Below are 18296 nucleotides of genomic sequence, written 5' to 3'. Positions count from 1 at the left end.
TCCGTTGTGCTTGCCTACGTTTGACCCTGTATTCGACGTTTCTCAGGAATCGATCCACCGACCCCCGAGTCATCTATGAAACGCATACTCCTGTTCGTCGCCACGAACGTGGCCATCCTGCTGGTCCTCAGCGTCACCCTGCGCCTGCTCGGCGTGGATCGCATCCTCAACGAGCAAGGCACCGGTCTGGATTACAACAACCTGCTGGTGTTCTCGGCGATCGTCGGTTTCACCGGCTCGCTGATCTCGCTGGCCATGTCGAAGTTCGTCGCCAAGCGCAGCATGGGCGTGCGGGTGATCGAGCAGCCGAGCAACGCCACCGAAGCCTGGCTGGTCGAAACCGTGCGCAAGCAGGCGCAGGCTGCCGGCATCGGCATGCCTGAAGTCGGCATCTTCGACGCGCCCGACATGAACGCATTCGCGACCGGCGCCAATCGCAACAACGCCCTCGTGGCCGTCAGCAGCGGGTTGCTGCGTGGCATGTCACAACGCGAAGCCGAAGCCGTGCTCGCGCATGAGGTGAGTCACGTCGCTAACGGCGACATGGTCACCTTGACGTTGATCCAGGGCGTCGTGAACACCTTCGTGGTGTTCCTGTCTCGCGTGATCGGTTACACGGTCGACCGCGTCGTGTTCAAGACCGAGCGTGGGCACGGCCCGGCGTTCCTGATCACCACGATCATCGCGCAGCTGGTGCTGGGCATTCTCGCCAGCATGATCGTCATGTGGTTCTCGCGTCGTCGCGAGTTCCGTGCCGACGCTGGCGGTGCACAGCTGGCTGGCCGCGAGAGCATGATTGGCGCGTTGGAGCGTCTGCGTCATGGGCATTCCACGCCGCTGCCGGACTCGATGCAGGCCCTGGGCATCAGCACCGAGAAGAAGGACGGCGGCCTGAAGCGGCTGTTCATGACCCATCCGCCGCTGGAAGAGCGCATCGCCGCCCTACGCCAGGCAGCATAAACAGCGCAGTCCGTTTCTCTACGACGGCGGCCGGGTTTACGGACCTGGTCGCCGTTTTTCTTTATCGGCCCGGCACTTTTCATCGAAACGTCACGTAAACGCCATAGGCTCCGCGCCCATCGTTAGTCGCGAGTGCCGGCATGCGCATCTTGATGATCTCGGATGTTTATTTTCCGCGCATCAACGGCGTTTCCACCTCGATTCAGACATTCCGCCGCGGCCTGCACGCGGCCGGGCACGAAACGCTGCTGGTCGCGCCGGAATATCCCACCGAATATTCGGATGCGGGCCAGGAGCCCATCATCCGTGTGCCTTCCCGCTATCTGCCGCGGGATCCCGAAGATCGTATCTTGAGACAGGGCGCGCTGCGCTCGCTGCGGTCGGAGCTGAAGCGCGGCGGCTTCGATCTCGTGCACGTCCAGACGCCGTTCATCGCTCACTACTACGGAGTCAGCGTTGCCCGGGAGCTCGGCGTGCCGGTGATCGAGACGTATCACACCTACTTCGAGGAGTATCTGCACCACTATGTGCCGCTGATTCCCCGGTCGGTGATGCGCTTCGTTGCGCGTCGCTTCACTGTGTCGCAATGCTCAGCGCTCGATGCGCTGGTCGTGCCTTCGATGGCCATGCAGAAGGCCTTGGAAGACTACGGTGTGCGCTGTCCCATGCACATCATTCCCACCGGTATGGAAATGGAACGTTTCGCCAACGGCGACGGCCGTCGCTTTCGTGAGCGGCTCGGCATTCCCGCCGATCGGCCGACGCTGGTACACGTCGGGCGCATCGCGCATGAAAAAAATATCGATTTTCTGTTGCGGATGTTCGTTCGGTTGGTGAAGCGCAAGCCGCAGGCCATGCTGGTGGTGGCCGGCGAAGGGCCCGCGCTCGAGCACTGCAAATCGTATGTCGAGTCGTTGCAGTTGTCGGCGAATGTTCGTTTCGTCGGCTACCTGTCGCGCGAGCGCGAGCTGCCGGACTGTTACAACGCCGGCGATCTGTTCGTTTTCTCATCCAAGACCGAGACGCAAGGGTTGGTGTTGCTGGAGGCGATGGCCTGCGGCACACCGGTCGTTTCGACCGCGTATATGGGAACTGCCGACATCGTGAAGCCGGAACGCGGTGCTCGCGTCGCACCGGATGACGAAGAGGGCTTTGCAAATCTGGTGGTCGAACTGCTCAATGATCCGGACCGCCGTCGCGTGATGTCCGCTGAAGCGCGTACTTACGCATCGACCTGGTCCGCTGGCGCCACGGCAACGCGCATGGCCGAGCTGTATTCTTCGCTCATTGCCGGCGAGGGCAAACAGCTGGCGGCATAACCTCCGCGGCAATCGTCTGGAACCCTTGCCGTCGCAAGCCGTATAACCTCTACCGACAAAGAAATCCGGCGGAGTAGCGTCATGCGTTGGCAAGGTCGGCAAGGCAGCTCGAACATCGAAGACCGACGTGGCGTCCGTTTCGGACGGGCCGGCGGCATTGGCATCGGCACCATTGTGCTGGCGTTGATCGCCATCTATTTCGGCCAGGATCCGTCGGTGGTCCTGCAAGGGGTGCAGCCTTCGGCGCCCACTTCCGAGCAGGGGCCGTATCAGGAAACACCCGAGGAAGCGCAGCTGCGCGAGTTCGTCAGCGTGGTGCTGGCCGACACGGAAGAAACCTGGGGCGACATCTTCAACCAGATGGGGCGGACCTACGAGCAGCCAAAGCTCGTGCTGTTCTCCGGCGCGGTCGAGTCCGCTTGCGGGTTCGCGGAAGCCGCGGTCGGGCCGTTCTACTGCCCCGGCGATCACAAGGTCTACATCGATCTGTCGTTCTATGAGGACCTGCAAAACCGCTTCGGCGCGCCGGGCGATTTCGCGCAGGCGTATGTGGTCGCGCATGAGATCGGGCATCACGTGCAGACCCTGTTGGGCATCTCGGAACGCAACATGGCGGCGCGGCAACGCGCCAGCGATGTCGAGGCGAATGCTCTATCGGTGAAGCAGGAACTGCAGGCGGATTGTTTCGCCGGTATCTGGGCGCACAACGCCGATCGTTCCCGTCAGCTGCTGGAGCAAGGTGATATCGAGGAAGGTTTGAAGGCGGCCGCGGCGATCGGCGATGACCGCCTGCAGAAACAGGCGCGTGGCTATGTAGCGCCGGAATCGTTTACTCACGGCAGCTCGGAACAGCGAGTGCGATGGTTCAAGCGCGGTTTGGAGAGTGGCTCGCTGCAGGCTTGTGATACTTTCGCCTCGAAATCACTTTAACATGTCAGTACATATGCTAACGTACGCTCCGCACACACCTGGGGAGGTACGGTGCGGGAGCAAACGCTCGCTGGTATCCAGTTCACGGCAACGTCGAGTGCGGATCAGCCGATTGCGCGCGCCAGTGCGCAACTGACCGCATTCGTCGGTCGTACTCTTCGCGGCCCGCTGCATCAACCCATCATCGTCCGCAGCTTCGCCGACTTTCAACAGCACTTCGGCGGCTTGTGGCAGCCGAGCCCACTGTCCTACGCAGTCGAGCATTTCTTCGAACAGGGCGGTCGCCAGGCGGTCATCGTTCGGGTCGCGAACGGCGCCGCGCCCGCCACCCTGTCTTTGAAATGCGGTCGCGAAACGTTGCGTCTGGAAGCCCAGGCGCCCGGAACCCGTGAGTTCCTGCGAGCCTCGGTCGATTACGACCACGTCGATAACAGCGACGAACACAGCTTCAATCTGGTCATTCAACGGGTGCGCTCGCCGGGCTCGGAGCGGGTCGAGGAACAGGAAACGTTCCGCGGCCTGTCGGTAGATCCGCAGTCGCCGCGTTTCATCGTTTCGGTGTTGTTGGAATCGGACCTGATGCGGGTGCGCGGCAATGTGCCGCTGACCCGGCCCGATCGCACGCTCATGCCGGGCACGAATCTGCCGGTGGGCTATGTGAGCTCCAGTCCCGATGGCGATGATGGCAAGCCCATTACGGACTATGACGTGATCGGCTCGGCCGCCCGGGGCACGGGATTGTTTGCGTTGGAAAGCGTCGACGATCTGGCGTTCGTCTATATCCCGCCGCTCGCACGCGTCATCGATGTGGGCGTGAGCGCGTTGCTGGTCGCGACCCGGTTTTGCCGGGACAAGCGGGCCATGCTGATCGTCGATCCGCCGTCGTCCTGGGAAAGTGCGCCCGAAGCGATTCGTTCGCTCAAGGCGCTCGACTTCCGTAGTGACAACGCGCTGATGTTTTTCCCGCGGATCTCGGCGATGGATCGGCTGCGGGGGCGCACCGAGGTCTTTGGCAATGGCGGCGCGGTCGCCGGATTGCTGTCGCGTTCGGGTGAGGCGGTCGCGGCGGCGGTGTCGGAGCGCGAGCCCGAGCCGATGTTGCGGTCCAGTGCCAAGCTGGCGAAAGAGGTCAACAGCTCGGATCGTTGGCTGCTGGCCGCGATGGGCGTCAATGTGCTGCAGTCGGTGCGCAATCCCGATCGCGAATGGCCCGCCCTGCGGACGCTGGCGTGCGGCGCGAGCGCGTCTTCAGATTGGTCTTATCTGGCACAGCGGCGTTTTTCGCTGTTCGTCATCAATGCCATCGAGCGCGGTACGCGGTGGTGTGCGGGCTTGCCCAACGCCGCCGGTACTTGGATGCGCGTATCGCGACAGATCTCCAATTTCTTGAGCGAGTTGCGCAGCGCGGGCGCGTTCGCTGCAGTGCCGGCCGATCAGGCGTTCCTGGTCATTTGCGATGAGCGCATCAATGACGAGGGCGAGGGCGAGGGCATCAACATCCTCGTGCAGTTCGCGGCGACTCACGCCGGCGCATATCACAGCTTCATGCTGACCCACCGGCCGGGCGGTGCGACGGTGAAGCCCGTGATGGTCAATCGCTTCGAGGCCACCTTGGTGGTGTCGCGCGAGCTGGAGCAGGAAATCACGCTCCGGCTCACGCCCAAGGACGATTTGATCAGCGTGCTGGCTTTGAATTGACCGGCACGGTCTTTTTCCAAAGCACTTCCTGCCCGTTCTCATGCCGCGCGAGTACGCGTGCGATCACGAAGAGCAGATCGGATAGACGATTCAAATAACGCGTCACTTCCGGCGCAATTTCTTCCTGCTTCGACGCCGCCCACGAGCAGCGCTCCGCCCGCCTGGTGATGGCCCGTGCAAGATGGCAGGTAGCGGCTGCAGGGCCGCCGCCGGGCAGAATGAATTCCTTCAACGGCGGCAGCGGCTCGTTGAACTTATCCAGCGTGTCCTCCAGCGCATCGATATGCGCGGTCGTAATCACCCGATACCCCGGCACCGCCAGCTCGCCGCCCAGATCGAACAGCTCGTGCTGAATTTGTGTCAGCGCAGCCGCCACGTCGGCAGGCAGGTTCGGAACGGCCAGGATCATCCCGATCGCACTGTTCGCCTCATCCACCGTCCCGTAGGCCTCGATGCGCGCATGCGTCTTCTCCACGCGGGAACCGTCACCCAATCCGGTCGTGCCGTCGTCGCCGGTGCGTGTGTAGATCTTCGAGAGGCGGTGGCCCATGGCTTGCTCGTCAGTGTGATCGAAAGCGCTAACCTTGCCCGGATCGGGCGGGAATGTCGAATGGCTTCGCCGCGCAGCCAAAAATTTGTCGAAATGCGAAATTATCCGGCCGACGCGACATTAGAGATTATCGCGTGTTTTCAATTACTTATTGAAAATTGGTGTGAGCGTATTCTTAATTCTTGAATTGAGAATATTGACTCGGCCCGCAGGGCTGATAGGGTCCCGACGAAGGCCGGCATTCTCAATTCAAGAATCAAGAATATGGCGCGACGGAGCACTCAGCAGCTGGTGTTGAAACCCCAGGATCTGTACGTCCTGCTGGCGCTGCTCACCAGCTCTGAACGTCATCCCACCTACGCCCGCCTCGCGGAGCGCACCGGCTTGGCGGCATCAGCAGTTCACGCGTCTTTGAAGCGGGCCGTGCTTGCGGGCTTGGCGGTCATCCGTGATGGACAGCCGGCAATACTTAGGCCCCAGCTGAAGGAGTTTGTTCTGGGAGGTGCCAAGTACGCTTTCCCTGCAGTGCTTGGCCGAGTGGGTCGCGGTGTTCCCACTGCTTATGCAGCGGAGCCGCTAAAGAGCGTCATCGCTCCGTCCACCGACCCGATCCCGGTTTGGGCTCATAGGAATGGAAAGGCCCGCGGCGTGAGCTTGGCACCGCTCTATCCCACCATTCCCGAAGCGGCTCCGCGAGATACGGACTTGTATGCCGTGCTCTCGCTGTTCGATGCATACCGTTCCGGCCAAGCGCGCGAGCGAGCGGCGGCGCAGAAGCTGTTGGAGAAATATTTCGGTGGCAGCGCGTGATCCCAATGTTGCTAAGTTGCAATTAGTTGCTCATGCACTCGGACCGTTGCGCGAACAAGTTGTGTTCGTCGGAGGTTGCGCAGTCGGCCTGCTCATAACGGATCAGGCCGCTGCGCCCGTGCGAGCTACGTTGGACGTGGACCTCGTAGTATCGGTTGCCGCGCTGTCTGCATACCACGGGATTGAAAAGGAGTTGTCCAGGCTCGGCTTCAAACGTGACATGGCTGCTGAAGCCCCGATCTGTCGCTGGCGCTATCGAGGCCTCGAAGTCGATGTAATGCCCGCTGATCCAGGCATTCTGGGCTTCTCCAATCGCTGGTATCCGCTCGCTGTGAGCAGCGCAACACCATTCAGGCTGCCAGATGGCGAATACATCCGTTTGATTGCAGCACCAGTTTTCGTGGCCACGAAATTCGAGGCGCATGCCGATCGTGGCGCCAGCGATCTGCTGGCGAGTCACGATTTGGAAGACATCGTTAACGTCATCGATGGCAGGCCCGGATTGCTGAACGAGATAGCCGCGAGTCCCGGCGAGTTGCGTGAGTATCTGGCGCGGCGCTGTAGGGATCTGTTAGCGACGCCGCTGTTTGCCGATTACCTGCCAGGGCTGATTGCTTCTGGCGATGACCAGGTGGATCGCGCTCAATTGGTTCATGAGCGAATCCAGACGATCGCTGGCTAGATCGCCCGTCTCGCGATTCCCGCGAGCTTTTCAATGTCCAACGATTGCTCCAGTTGGCTGGCGATCGTATCGAGGGATTGTTCTACCCGATGCGCGTAATCCTCATTGTTGGATTGAGCGCCGAGGCGTGCGAGGAACGCCGAGCGAAACGCGGGAGAGTGGAACAGGCCGTGGATGTGGCAGCCGAGGATGCGGGTGTCGGGGGAGAGTGCGCCGTCAGTGGTGCCGTTGTCGAAGCAGATGAAGGGATGGGCGGTCGCGGGGCCGGTGGAGAGGCCGAGGTGCATTTCGTAGCCGCTCACAGCGGAGCCGGTCACGGCGTCCGTGCCAGTGATGGCGCGGAGTTGTTTGTCGCCGGTCATGGTCGTGGTGATATCGAGCAGGCCGAGGCCGCGGGCGGAATCTTGGTGGCCTTCGATGCGCTCCGGGTCGAGCACGACATTGCCGAGCATTTGATAGCCGGCGCAGATGCCGAGCACGCGGCCGCCGCGGCGAACGTGCGCGAGCAGGTCGATATCCCAGCCTTGCGAGCGGAAGAATTCGAGATCGGCGATGGTGGCCTTGCTGCCGGGAAGGATGATCAACGTCGCATCGAGCGGCAAAGGCTGCCCCGGCGGAATGAACAGCAACTCGACGCCCGGCTCGGCGCGCAGCGGATCGAAATCATCGAAGTTCGCGATATGAGGCAGTCGAGGGATGACGATGCGAATGCGGCCTTGGCCGGCAGCGGCGGGCGCCACCCCCGACTGATCCAACTGCATGGCATCTTCCGCAGGCAGCGCGCCGGCCTGATGCAACCAGGGTACGACGCCGAGTCGCTGCCATCCGGTGCGGTCTTCGATCGTGCGCAGCCCCTCGTCGAACAAGCTCGCATCGCCCCGAAATTTGTTGATGATGAAGCCTCGGATGCGAGCGCGATCCGCCTCGTCGAGCACAGCATGCGCCCCCACCAAAGAGGCAATCACATGCCCGCGATCGATGTCGCCGACCAGCACGACCGGTACATCAGCCGCATGTGCAAATCCCATGTTCGCAATGTCGTGCGTGCGAAGATTCGTTTCCGCCGGGCTGCCGGCGCCTTCGACGATCACGAGTTGCGACTCTTGCTGGAGTCGACGGAAACTCTCGACCGCGATCTGCAACAGCTCGCGTTTGTCTCGCCCGTGCGCACTCGCCTGCATCACGCCTTGCCGACGCCCACGAACGATCAGCTGCGAGCCAACATCACTCTGCGGCTTCAGCAGCACGGGATTCATATCGACGGTTGGCGGCGTCCGGCAGGCGAGCGCCTGCAGTGCCGTCGAGCGGCCGATCTCGCCGCCGTCGGGGGTGACCGCCGCATTGTTCGACATGTTTTGCGGCTTGAACGGCCGCACGATCAGGCCGCGATTCGCGAACAGACGGCACAGGCCGGCCACGAGCAACGACTTGCCGACGTCCGATCCGCAACCCTGGATCATGATCGCAGCCATCAGCCGTTCGTTCCCAACCACTGCGACATCGCGAAGGCCCCCGCGGCAGCAGTAAGCCAGAGCAGGCCACAAGCAATCACATAGATGCGCAGCCCGCGCTTGAGATCATCAACCGTCGGCGATGAGCCTGCACCGAAGACCGGTCGTTCATGCATGACGCCGTCGTAAGCCGTCGGGCCGCCGAGCCGAATGCGCAACGCACCTGCCATGGCGGCCTCGGGCCAGCCTGCATTGGGTGATGCATGTTTCGGCGCGTCGCGCCACATGACGAGCAATCCGCCGCCGCCAGCGATTGCGAGCAGGGCGCCAGCAAGTCGAGCAGGGATGAGATTCGCGACGTCGTCGGCGCGTGCAGCCGCCCAACCAAACATTCGCCAGCGTGGCTCGCGATGGCCGATCAAGCTGTCGGCTGTGTTCAGCGCCTTATATGCAAACAACCCGGGCAGGCCGCCGACGAACAGCCAGAAGGCGGGCGCGACGATGCCGTCATTGAAACTTTCTGCGAGGCTCTCCAGCGCGGCGCCAGCGACGCCGGATTCATTCAGCGCTGCGGTATCGCGACCAACGATCTGTCCAACTTCCCGGCGCGCGGCAACCAGATTGCCCGTCTCCAGTGGGTGCAGCACAGCGCGAACATGCGTGTACAAGCTATGTTGCGCGAGGCCAGTGCTCGCGACCAAGACGATCAGCGCCGCGCCGAAAGAAACATTGCCGGCCAGCGTCTGCACGATGTAACCAATGACAGCGCAGCCGCCTGCGACCAGTACGACCGTGAGAATGCCCAAGCCTCGGCGTACGCCATCGCCCAGCTCGGGTCGATTCCAGCGACGTTCCAGCGCATCGATGGCGATGCCAATCCAAACAACCGGATGACGAATCGCACGATAGACGGCGTGTGGGTAGCCGACGCAGGCTTCGACAATCAGCGCAGCGACCAGCAGCCAGGGGGAGAACATATCGCTAGCCCCGGGTCGCGCGCCCGTGAATGGCGATCGTCGGTGACGTGCCATTCGCGCCGTTGAGCCATTGCGCATCGATGTTATAGACGTCGCGCAGAATCTGCGGCGTCAGCGCGTCTTGGGGCGTGCCATCCGCAACGATGCGGCCAGCGTCGATGATGATGACGCGATCGGCAATTCTCGCGGCCAGCGTGAGATCGTGAATGGTCAGCACCACGCCACCGCCCTGGACCGCCATTGCTCGCAACAGCTCGGCCGCTTCGAATTGATGGGACGGATCGAGTCCAGTGAACGGCTCGTCCGCCAGAATCCAATCCGATTCGCCCGCCAGCACTCGAGCCAGCAGCACGCGTGCGCGCTCGCCGCCCGATAGTGTGGTCACTGTGCGGTCGGCCCATTGGGCGACTTCGGTTCTAGTCATGGCGTGTGCGACAGCGGCGCGATCTTCCTCGTCGCTGCAGACCCCATGAAACGGAATGCGGCCGAGCCCGACCAGGGTCTGCACGTCGATCGACCACGCGATCTCGGGAGTCTGGGGCAGAAAAGCGATGCGACGGGCACGTTGCATGGCAGCCAGTGAGTGCAGTGATGCTCCATCCAGCTCGATCGAGCCGCGCTCCGGACTAAGCAAGCCGGCGATGCACGACAACAAGGTGGATTTGCCAGCGCCATTCGGACCGAGCACCGCGGTGACGGCGCCCGACTGCAGGTGCAGATCGATGCCATCTAGGATGACGCGGCTACCACGCCGAAACTGTAATCCGCTGATCTGCAGGTTGCTAGCGGGCCGGGTCATGTGAGCTTGCGCCGCATGGAGTGCAACAGCACGAAGAAGAAGGGGGCGCCGATCAGTGACATCACTACACCGAGCTGGAGCTCCGAGCCGCCGGGAAGCAGCCGCACGGCAATGTCTCCAGCGAGCACCAGGGCCGCGCCGGCGATGGCGCTGGGAACCAGCAACGCGCCTGGACGCGAGCCAACCAGCGGACGCATCAGATGCGGCACGATCAGGCCGACGAAGCCGATGACGCCCGTGACAGCGGTGCCGCCGCCAACGATCAGGCCAATGCCGAACGCGAGCTGCCATTGCGCCCGATTCAGATCGATGCCGAGCGAGCGCGCGCCGGTCTCGCCGAGCGTCAGCGCATCGAGCGCGCGACGACAGCCGAGCACAGCGATGCAGCCGATGATGATCAACGGCGCGGCAATCGTCAGTTCATCGAAACTTCGATCAGTGAGCCCGCCCAGCATCCAGCGTACGATCTCACCGGCCGCCCAGGGGCTGGGCGACAGCGACAATACCAGCGAAATACCAGCGATCGCGAGCGAGCTGAGAATGATCCCGGACAGCACGAGCGTCAGCACGCTGGCGGCCGCGCCGGACAAAACAAACAACGCAGCCATGGCTGTCATGCCGCCGATCACGCCGCAGATCGGCAGCACCCACGGATGCAGGCCCGCGATGTTGAAGAAGATGCTGAGCACCGCACCGAGGGCCGCCATCGCCGACACGCCCAAAGTTCCCGGCTCGGCGAGCGCGTTGCGCAAATAGCCTTGCATCGCCGCGCCTGCCAGACCGAGCGACGCGCCGACCAATACACCCAGAATGGCGCGCGGCAGTCGCAGTTCGATCAGGATCGCGCGACTGACGGCGTCCTGCGCTTTCCACATATCCCAAGTCAGCGTCACGCGTCCGACCGCGACCGACAGGATCGCGAGCACGACCACGAGCGCCAACAACGCGGGCATGGCCCACCGACGTGAGGTCACTGCGCGCTCCTGGCCCGTTTCGCGGCCAATGCTTCTTCACGGGCCTGCACCAGCGCGGCGACCGCGGGAACCATGGTCGGTCCGGCGCAATACAAAAGGCGCGCTGGAAACACGGCTTGTGTCATTTGAGATTCCAAAGCTCGTAGTGCGCGATGGCGCACGATTTTTTCTTCTTGCATGGGCGCGCCGGGCGAAGTCTCACCAACCAGCAGAACGTCGGGCGGCGATGAGACCAGTACTTCCAGCGGCAGCGGACGATACTGCTCGACGCCGTAACGCGCGGCGATGTTGTGCAGTCCAGTGAGCTCCATCAATTCACCGACGACAGAGTTTGCGCCCGCGGACAAGCCGCCGGGCTGATAAACCGCAGCCGTCAAGGGTTGCTCGTTCGGAGGCAAGCGAGCAGCGTCGAGCGCCGCCTGAATGCGCGCCACCAGTGCTTCGCCCTCGGGCTGCGCGCCGAGCAGCTTTGCAACCTGTCTTACTTGCGCCAGGCTCTGCTCAACGCTGTTCGGCACACCGAACAGCTCGAATCGAATGCCGACCCGCTTCAGAGCGTTGCGAGTAGCGATAGCCGAATGACGGCTGGTGAGCACCAGGTCCGGCCGAAGCGCGACGACTTCCTCGGCGGTTTCGTAAGTAATCGGCAGGTGACGCGCGGCGTCCGCGATCGTCGAACGCTGCGGATCGCGCGCGTAGTGACTCAGCGCCGCGATCCGATCGTGAGAGACCAGTTCGATCAAGATGCTGTCGACGCACATGTTGAGTGAAACGATGCGCATCGGGTGCGGCGACGATTCCTCGGCCTGCGCGCCGGGCGTGAGCCACAGGGCGGCGAGCAACGGCGCGAGCCAGAGTTTCAAAACTCCACTCCGCGCTGCGGTTTGAAGCCGGCATCGTATGGATGTTTGATCAACGTCATCTCGGTGACGAGATCGGCGATTTCCAACAGCTGCGGCCGTGCGTCGCGGCCAGTGATGCAGATGTGCTTGTCGCGCGGCCGATTCTTCAGGAACGCGACGACCTCGTCGATGCTGACGTAGTCATTGCGAATGGCGATGTTCAGCTCGTCGAGCAGCACGAAGTCATAGTCGGGATCGACGATCAGCTCGCAGCTGCGCTGCCACGCCTTCTGAGCGGCGGCGATATCGCGCTGGCGGTCCTGCACGTCCCAGGTGAAGCCTTCTCCCATCACATCGAAGGTCACCAGGTCGGGAAAGCGGCGGAAGAAATGTTTCTCGCCGGTCTGCCACTTGCCTTTGATGAACTGCACGATGCCAATGCGCATGTCCCAGCCAAGTGCGCGGGCCACCATGCCGAAAGCGCTGGAGGATTTGCCTTTGCCGGGGCCGGTGAGAATCATCAGCAGGCCGCCGCGCTCTTTCTTGGTCGCGCGTTCGGCGCGGCGCTCGGCCTGGCGCAGCTTCATTTCTTCGGCGTGCAGGTGGTCTTTCTCGGCTTCGGAAAGGCCGTCGGTCGGTGTGCTCATGGTTGCATCTTCAGCGCATCGGCAAGGCGGCGCCAGTCGTTAGCAGCGAGTGGCAGGCCGAACCGCAGCAGCGTGCTGTCGTAGTCGAACGGCCGGGCAAGAATGCCGTGCGAGATGAGTTGTGTGAATCTGGCACGCGCGTTGGGGGCACGAGCCAGTCGATAAAGTGAGGTGCCGCCGACGATGGTCATGCCGGCGCCAGTGAGCAACTTGTCGAGTCGCTGCGCCGCTCGATGCAATCGCGCGCGGGTTTTCTCAGCCCAAGCCTCATCGGCGTAGGCGGCGAGTCCTGCTCGTAATGCGTCTGCGGAAACCGGCCAATCACCGAGTAACCGACGCAGTTGAGTGGCGATGGCGGGCGAGGCGATCACGAATCCGAGGCGCACGCCCGCCAGGCCATAGAACTTTCCAAACGAGCGCAACACGATCATGCGCGGCGCGCGGTTGGTTCCGGCCAGGCTGGCGACGCTGTGTTGTGGCTCGAGCTCGCCGAAAGCCTCGTCGACGATCAGTACGCCGGCATTCGCCTGCAAAGAATCGTGCAGCGTTTGCAGTCGATCCTGGCTCAACAGACGTCCATCCGGATTGTTGGGATTGACCACAGTCATCGCGACGCTGCCCGCCGCGCGGCTGTCGAGATCCGAGTCGGCAACGATCTCGGTTCGTACGCCGGCGCGGAGCCACGCATCGGCGTGCGATCCATACGTCGGCCCTGCAATCGCTGCGGCTGCGGTTTTCAACAGATACGGCACCAGTCGCAGCGCATTTTCCGTTCCGCCAGTCGCAACCACTCGCGCTGGATCGTCTATGCCAAATGCCATCGCGGCCACGACTTCGAGCTTTGCCAGCTCGGTCGGTTCCGGCAACCGATTGCGCTCGCGAGCCGAAGCTCGCGGCGCCGGATATGACGAAGGATTGATGCCGGTGGATAAGTCGATCCACGGCTGCGGCACATCAGGAAACAACGTGCGCGCGACACACAGCCGGCCACCGTGATGTGCGAAGCGTCCGGCTGCGATGTCGGCGCCACTGTTCATCAGAAGGTCTGCCGCAAACCGGCGTAGAACGTGCGGCCGAGCGTGCCGTAGTTTTTCGCGGTCTCGTACTTCTCGTCAAACGCGTTCTCGACGCGGCCGTACACTTCCAACGAATCGCTCACTGCGTACGAGGCGCGGAAGTCGCACAGCGTGTAGCTATCGAGCACGGCGGCGTTGGAGATGGTGTCGAACGCGCGGCTGGCGTGCTGAACGGCGACCGTGGTCGTCAGGCCGACCGGCCACTCATAGCTCAGCTGCGCGTTGGCGATCTCATCCGGGCGACGCGGCAGCGTACGGCCGAAGTTTGCCGTGCCGCGCGCTGTGCTCTTCGCGTCCATATTGGTGTAGTTCACAGCAAGCGACAGCTGTTCGGTCAGGCGTGCCACTGCCCCCAACTCGACGCCCTTGGCGTTGGTTTGCGCGAAGTTGTCGTAATAACCGTCGGGCCGCGTCCCACAGCCCGGCGGGAAGGGCGCGGACCAGCAGGAGACGAAGTCGATCATGTTCGTGGTGTCGCGATTGAAGTAGGTCGCGGATACCACCAGCCGCTTGCCGAAGAAATGCTGCTCGATGCCGGCATCCCAGCTTTCGGCCTCTTCGGCGTCGAGATTCAGATTGCCGTACTGGCTGTACAACTGATACAGCGTTGGCGCTTTGAAGCCTTCGCCATAGCTGGCACGCAAGATCGTGGACGGAGTGACGGACCATGCGGCCGACGCGCGCGTCGTCGTGTGACTGCCAAACGTGTCGTGATCGTCATAGCGGATGCCAGCGCTCAACGACAACGCATCGATCGGCGTCACGTTGACCTGCGCGTAGGCGCTGTTGATCTGCACGTCGCCGGTCAGCGGGGTGGGATTCGGATCCCACGTCGCCGGCGACACAGAACTCAGCTTGGAACGTTCCGACTCGAGGCCGACGATCGTGCTCAGGCGCTCGGTGATTCGCAGCGTGCCTTGATATTCCCAACGCTCGTTGCGGCCATCGGCATCGAAAGTCGTGCGCACCGATGAGGAGGGGTCGGTGTTCTTGCGGTCCGTGTCGGTGTACGCAAAGCCGATGCGGTTCTCGAAGCGGCCACCGAAGGCGTTGATTTTCACGCCCCCGTAAGTGGTCAATTCTTCGGTGGTGCCGTATTCGGGTGAGTCGACGAGGAACCCGTCGAACTCCGTACGGCCTTCGCTCCATGTCGTGCGCAGTTCGGCGGAAACGTTGTCGGTGATGCGCAGAATGCCGCGCGCGTTGAAGCCGACATTCCGATAGCCGTCGGCCTCGCGACCGCCTTGGTAACGCGAGTACGAAGAGATGCCGTCGGTAGTCATGTAATTGCCGCCGACGCGCCAGGCGAGGCGGTCACCGCCCGCTTGAACGTTGCCGCGCACGATCGCGGTGTTGTGAGTGCCGCCCTCGGCGGACACGGTCCCGGACAGCGGGCCTTCGGGTACCGGCGTCACGATGTTTACTACGCCGCCAATGGCCTGGCTGCCCCAAAGCGTGGACTGAGAGCCGCGCAACACTTCGATCTGTGCAAAGTCGGTGGTGATGAGATCCGCAAAGTTGAACTCACCGCTCGCCGAGGAGGGATCGTTGAGCTTGACGCCGTCGATGAGCACCATGGTTTGATGGCTTTGCGCGCCTCGAATGCGCAGCGTCGTGGTGCCGCCGAAGCCGCCCGTGCGCGCCACGCTGATGCCCGGCGTCGTCGCAAGCAGGTCGGAGACCGCGGTTTTCTGGCTGCGGCGCTGCTCCTTCGCCGTGATCACCGTGACGGAATCGCCGATGCGCGATGTTTCCTGCGCGATGCGATTGGCGCTGACGATGACATCTTCGATGCCATCGCTGGCATCGGCGGCCATTGCAGCAAGCGCCGGATGCAGCAGCAATGCAACGGATATGGAAAGAAGGCGAGACGGGACCCGGGTAGTGGGCCGGCAAAGGGGCATGGTAGTCACAGAAGGCTCCGCTGTAAGTCACAAACCGCACGGGCTGCAACTCACAAATGCGTCGCGACCCATGCACCGGTCGCCTCTACAGGGAAATTCCCGTTCTCTCGGCACACCCCGGCCGATCGATGGACGACGGCGGCAAGCAGGTCTCCTGGCTGATGGCTGAAGTCCTCGCGTCACCTTCCCAGCGCACCCAGTTCCGTGGGCTTACGCCAGTGGTTTTTGACGCGCGGCGAACCACTTACAGTTGCGGGGGCAGCCCGGGTTTCACACCCGAGTTCCCTTTGAATCCCCTGGACGGGGAACTTGTCGCGCGGCGCGAGGATGAGGTCCGCGCCGGCAATCGTCAAGTGTCCGGCAAATTCTTGCGTCGCCCACGCAGTTGGTGGTCCAGCGACCATGCCCCGGGCCCGTAGACGGTCAGGACCAGCAGAATATAACCCCACAAATAATGCTGACCGATCGCGGCCGCGAAGCCGTCCTGGAGCAGCACGTGCGCATATGAGACTACCGCCAGCACATTGACGGCCTGCAGCCCGAGCGCGCTGATCCGGCCGAATAGACCGAGGATCAACAGCGTCGGAAACACCAGCTCGCCGGCGGTGCCGACGATTGCCGCCAGGTGCGGGGACAGCAGCGGCACGCGATACTCGTACTCGAACAATGCGAGCGTGCTGTCCCAGTCGGAGATCTTGAGATAGCCGCTCTTCAGGAACACCCAACTCACATAAATCCGGGAGGCAAGGGCGAACGGTGCTTGCAGGCAGTCGAGCAGACGGGGCAGGGAGCCCTTCGGGTCCATCAAGGCGGTGCTCAACATATTCAGCTCCCGATTGTCGTTGTTGCGGGACAGGACCGGTCTGAAGCGCTGCTTATTACTGGCCTGGGTCTGTAATGCGGTGGCCTTTGGGCCGGTCTTGTGGGCAAGATGCTGTTCGCGGCATCGATGACGATCCGTTTCATACCCGCTAGGGAAATCCGATCAGGAGAGAACATGAGCACCCAGAAAGCCACTCGCGCCGCCATGGCCGCCGCCGCGGCAATGCTATTCAGCACCGTCGCCACCACCGCGAATGCGGCGGATGAAGCCAAGGTGAAATGCGAAGGCGTCAATTCGTGCAAAGGGACTTCGGCCTGCAGCACGGCCACCAATGCCTGCGCGGGCCAGAACACGTGCAAGGGCCACGGCTACCTGATGTTGAGCAAGGCCGATTGCGATGCTGCCAAGGCGAAGTTGAAGAAATAATCGCGATACCGGCGGGCCCGCCAGCTTGGGCCCGCCGGATGCTTCAGTCGGCTCAGTATTCCAGCGCGCTCAACAGCGTCTTTACCACCGCATCCACCGGGACATTCTGTCCCAGCACGACGATCACTCCGCGCGGTGCCGGAACGATGTCGCCCTGAAATCCATCTTCATCGATATGTTCGCGCTGTTGCGTCGGAACGTGCGTCACGACCAGCGCAGTTACCGGGCCCTGTTCCGTCTGCACTACCAGATGTGGAACGCTTTGACCTCGGAACGGGCATCTTTCCGCGTATGAAACTTGCGCCGCGCCCGGTTTCAGTCGCAGCCGCGACGCTGCGAGAACCTTTTCCAACCGCTGCTCATCGACAGTTTTCGAGGTGCGCACGAGAGAGAATTGCTCATGCTGCACGTGGGCAATGGCTTCGGCGGCGATGCTTTCTCTCGGCGTCAGCAGCCACAAGGCCATGGTGCCGACGAGCACCGTGATGAGCACGCTCGCAGCCATGCGCCACACGCGAGTCGTGCTTTGTTTCTGATTCGAGTACGAGGCTTTCTTTTCAGCCGGTGCATCGACGGCGAGTGCGCGATAGATCAATCGATCCATCGCCTGCAGTTCCTCGCGATAGCGCGTGCATTCCGCGCAGCCTGCCATGTGCTCGAGGACTTCCGGTTGGGTCGTATTCGGCTCGGCCCCAACTATCGTGCGCAGTTCTTCGCAGTTCATGGCCGCGCACTCTCCGCGCCCAACAGCTGCTGACGCAATACTTGTCGAGCGCGAAACAGACGAGTCAGCACTGCCGCCACACTGATGTCCAGGTGTTGAGCGATTTCCTCGGTGGAATAGCCCAGCAACACCTGCAGCACCAGCGGCTCACGATGAATCACGTCCAGTTTCAGAATCGCGCGTCGCATGTCTTCGACTTCGTGCTGGTCGTTGACGGCCAGCGATTCAGGCTCGGCTTCGTTGGCCACATCGAGATCCACGATGGGCAGCCGCTTGCGCTCGAACACTCTCGCCAGCTCGCGACGTGCAATGGTCAGCAGCCACGGCCGCGCCGACTTTTCTTCGCCGAGCGAATCCAGCGATCGCCACGCCCGCAACAGCGTCTCCTGCACCACGTCCTCCGCTAGAGCCCGATCTCGGCAAAGCCAGTACACGAACCGAAACACGTCGGCCCGAAACGGCATGCACAGCGCCTCGAAGCGCCCGCGCTCACGAGCACTGTCAGCATCGTTCATCGGGAGTAGACCGGGAACGCGGGTTTTTATTGCGCGGCAGTTTCAGGCGAGCTCGAAGCGGGCGTGCTCGCCCCAGTTCAGCGACCAGGACCAGCGCTCCTCGACCGGTTGTCCCAGGATCAAGCACCGCAAGACTCGCAACGACCCGCCGTGCGCGACGACCTGTCTCTTATACACATCTGACGCTGC

At 62.6% G+C, this 18296-nt stretch carries 19 protein-coding genes and 1 riboswitch; of the genes, 7 read left to right on the top strand and 12 right to left on the bottom strand.

All coding sequences use genetic code 11. The features are described 5' to 3' along the window. Positions 1 to 75 precede the first annotated feature (75 nt). The 4 genes from htpX to D0550_RS19160 all read left to right on the top strand — a co-directional run bounded on the left by htpX (position 76) and on the right by D0550_RS19160 (position 4907). Positions 76 to 960 (top strand): protease HtpX, encoded by an 885-nt coding sequence (gene htpX, locus D0550_RS19175; protein WP_116810808.1) that lies wholly within the window; start codon positions 76 to 78, stop codon positions 958 to 960. Positions 961 to 1100: 140 nt separating this feature from the next. Further along, on the top strand, positions 1101 to 2279 hold the full coding sequence (locus D0550_RS19170; RefSeq protein WP_116810807.1) for a glycosyltransferase: 1179 nt from the start codon (positions 1101 to 1103) through the stop codon (positions 2277 to 2279). An 81-nt stretch (positions 2280 to 2360) separates the two neighbouring features. Beyond that, positions 2361 to 3209 carry a KPN_02809 family neutral zinc metallopeptidase gene (gene ypfJ / locus D0550_RS19165; RefSeq protein ID WP_116810806.1) on the top strand — a complete coding sequence of 283 codons (849 nt, stop codon included), beginning with the start codon at positions 2361 to 2363 and terminating at the stop codon, positions 3207 to 3209. Positions 3210 to 3260: 51 nt separating this feature from the next. Beyond that, on the top strand, positions 3261 to 4907 hold the full coding sequence (locus D0550_RS19160; protein WP_116810805.1) for a hypothetical protein: 1647 nt from the start codon (positions 3261 to 3263) through the stop codon (positions 4905 to 4907). Here the strand turns inward: D0550_RS19160 and D0550_RS19155 are convergent. Next, positions 4885 to 5457, bottom strand: a complete 573-nt coding sequence (locus D0550_RS19155; RefSeq protein WP_116810804.1) for a cob(I)yrinic acid a,c-diamide adenosyltransferase — start codon at positions 5455 to 5457, stop codon at positions 4885 to 4887. The genes D0550_RS19160 and D0550_RS19155 overlap by 23 nt on opposite strands. Before the next feature lie 264 nt (positions 5458 to 5721). Here D0550_RS19155 and D0550_RS19150 point away from each other — a divergent pair, with 264 nt between their 5' ends. Both D0550_RS19150 and D0550_RS19145 read left to right on the top strand, forming a co-directional pair. Continuing rightward, positions 5722 to 6267 (top strand): MarR family transcriptional regulator, encoded by a 546-nt coding sequence (locus D0550_RS19150; protein ID WP_206606402.1) that lies wholly within the window; start codon positions 5722 to 5724, stop codon positions 6265 to 6267. Next, positions 6254 to 6949 (top strand): nucleotidyl transferase AbiEii/AbiGii toxin family protein, encoded by a 696-nt coding sequence (locus tag D0550_RS19145; RefSeq protein WP_161965928.1) that lies wholly within the window; start codon positions 6254 to 6256, stop codon positions 6947 to 6949. Before D0550_RS19150 ends, D0550_RS19145 begins: the two co-directional genes overlap by 14 nt. Here the strand turns inward: D0550_RS19145 and D0550_RS19140 are convergent. The 9 genes from D0550_RS19140 to D0550_RS19100 all read right to left on the bottom strand — a co-directional run bounded on the left by D0550_RS19140 (position 6946) and on the right by D0550_RS19100 (position 16442). After that, positions 6946 to 8421 (bottom strand): cobyric acid synthase, encoded by a 1476-nt coding sequence (locus D0550_RS19140; RefSeq protein ID WP_116810802.1) that lies wholly within the window; start codon positions 8419 to 8421, stop codon positions 6946 to 6948. The genes D0550_RS19145 and D0550_RS19140 overlap by 4 nt on opposite strands. After that, complete coding sequence (cbiB, locus tag D0550_RS19135; RefSeq protein ID WP_116810801.1) at positions 8421 to 9377, bottom strand: adenosylcobinamide-phosphate synthase CbiB; 957 nt, start codon at positions 9375 to 9377, stop codon at positions 8421 to 8423. Before cbiB ends, D0550_RS19140 begins: the two co-directional genes overlap by 1 nt. 4 nt (positions 9378 to 9381) lie before the next feature. Next, positions 9382 to 10176: an ABC transporter ATP-binding protein gene (locus tag D0550_RS19130; protein WP_116810800.1), complete on the bottom strand. Its 795-nt coding sequence runs from the start codon at positions 10174 to 10176 to the stop codon at positions 9382 to 9384. Continuing rightward, a complete protein-coding gene (locus D0550_RS19125; protein WP_206606401.1) occupies positions 10173 to 11150 on the bottom strand; it encodes a FecCD family ABC transporter permease in 978 nt (325 codons plus the stop codon). Before D0550_RS19125 ends, D0550_RS19130 begins: the two co-directional genes overlap by 4 nt. Then, the gene (locus tag D0550_RS19120; protein WP_206606400.1) at positions 11147 to 12013 is read right to left on the bottom strand and encodes an ABC transporter substrate-binding protein; all 867 of its coding nucleotides are present in this window, start codon (positions 12011 to 12013) and stop codon (positions 11147 to 11149) included. The genes D0550_RS19125 and D0550_RS19120 overlap by 4 nt, the downstream gene beginning before the upstream one ends. Beyond that, positions 12010 to 12639: a cob(I)yrinic acid a,c-diamide adenosyltransferase gene (gene cobO, locus D0550_RS19115; RefSeq protein WP_116810798.1), complete on the bottom strand. Its 630-nt coding sequence runs from the start codon at positions 12637 to 12639 to the stop codon at positions 12010 to 12012. The genes D0550_RS19120 and cobO overlap by 4 nt, the downstream gene beginning before the upstream one ends. Continuing rightward, positions 12636 to 13676 (bottom strand): threonine-phosphate decarboxylase CobD, encoded by a 1041-nt coding sequence (cobD, locus tag D0550_RS19110; protein ID WP_116810797.1) that lies wholly within the window; start codon positions 13674 to 13676, stop codon positions 12636 to 12638. The genes cobO and cobD overlap by 4 nt, the downstream gene beginning before the upstream one ends. Continuing rightward, complete coding sequence (locus D0550_RS19105) at positions 13676 to 15532, bottom strand: TonB-dependent receptor plug domain-containing protein (protein ID WP_161965927.1); 1857 nt, start codon at positions 15530 to 15532, stop codon at positions 13676 to 13678. Before D0550_RS19105 ends, cobD begins: the two co-directional genes overlap by 1 nt. A gap of 214 nt (positions 15533 to 15746) precedes the next feature. Continuing rightward, positions 15747 to 15947, bottom strand: a riboswitch (cobalamin riboswitch). Positions 15948 to 15968: 21 nt separating this feature from the next. Beyond that, the gene (locus tag D0550_RS19100) at positions 15969 to 16442 is read right to left on the bottom strand and encodes a DoxX family protein (RefSeq protein WP_116810795.1); all 474 of its coding nucleotides are present in this window, start codon (positions 16440 to 16442) and stop codon (positions 15969 to 15971) included. Between the two features lie 174 nt (positions 16443 to 16616). Between D0550_RS19100 and bufA2 the strand changes: the two genes are divergently transcribed. Next, positions 16617 to 16868 (top strand): BufA2 family periplasmic bufferin-type metallophore, encoded by a 252-nt coding sequence (gene bufA2 / locus D0550_RS19095; RefSeq protein WP_116810794.1) that lies wholly within the window; start codon positions 16617 to 16619, stop codon positions 16866 to 16868. 52 nt (positions 16869 to 16920) lie between these two features. Here the strand turns inward: bufA2 and D0550_RS19090 are convergent, their stop codons facing one another. Both D0550_RS19090 and D0550_RS19085 read right to left on the bottom strand, forming a co-directional pair. Beyond that, the gene (locus D0550_RS19090; RefSeq protein WP_116810793.1) at positions 16921 to 17592 is read right to left on the bottom strand and encodes a DUF3379 family protein; all 672 of its coding nucleotides are present in this window, start codon (positions 17590 to 17592) and stop codon (positions 16921 to 16923) included. After that, positions 17589 to 18107 (bottom strand): sigma-70 family RNA polymerase sigma factor, encoded by a 519-nt coding sequence (locus tag D0550_RS19085; protein ID WP_116810792.1) that lies wholly within the window; start codon positions 18105 to 18107, stop codon positions 17589 to 17591. Before D0550_RS19085 ends, D0550_RS19090 begins: the two co-directional genes overlap by 4 nt. Positions 18108 to 18296 lie beyond the last annotated feature (189 nt).

It is taken from the genome of Steroidobacter cummioxidans (assembly GCF_003104955.1).
The sequence above is the reverse complement of the archived record's forward strand: the minus strand, read 5'-3'. Positions and strand labels throughout refer to the sequence as shown.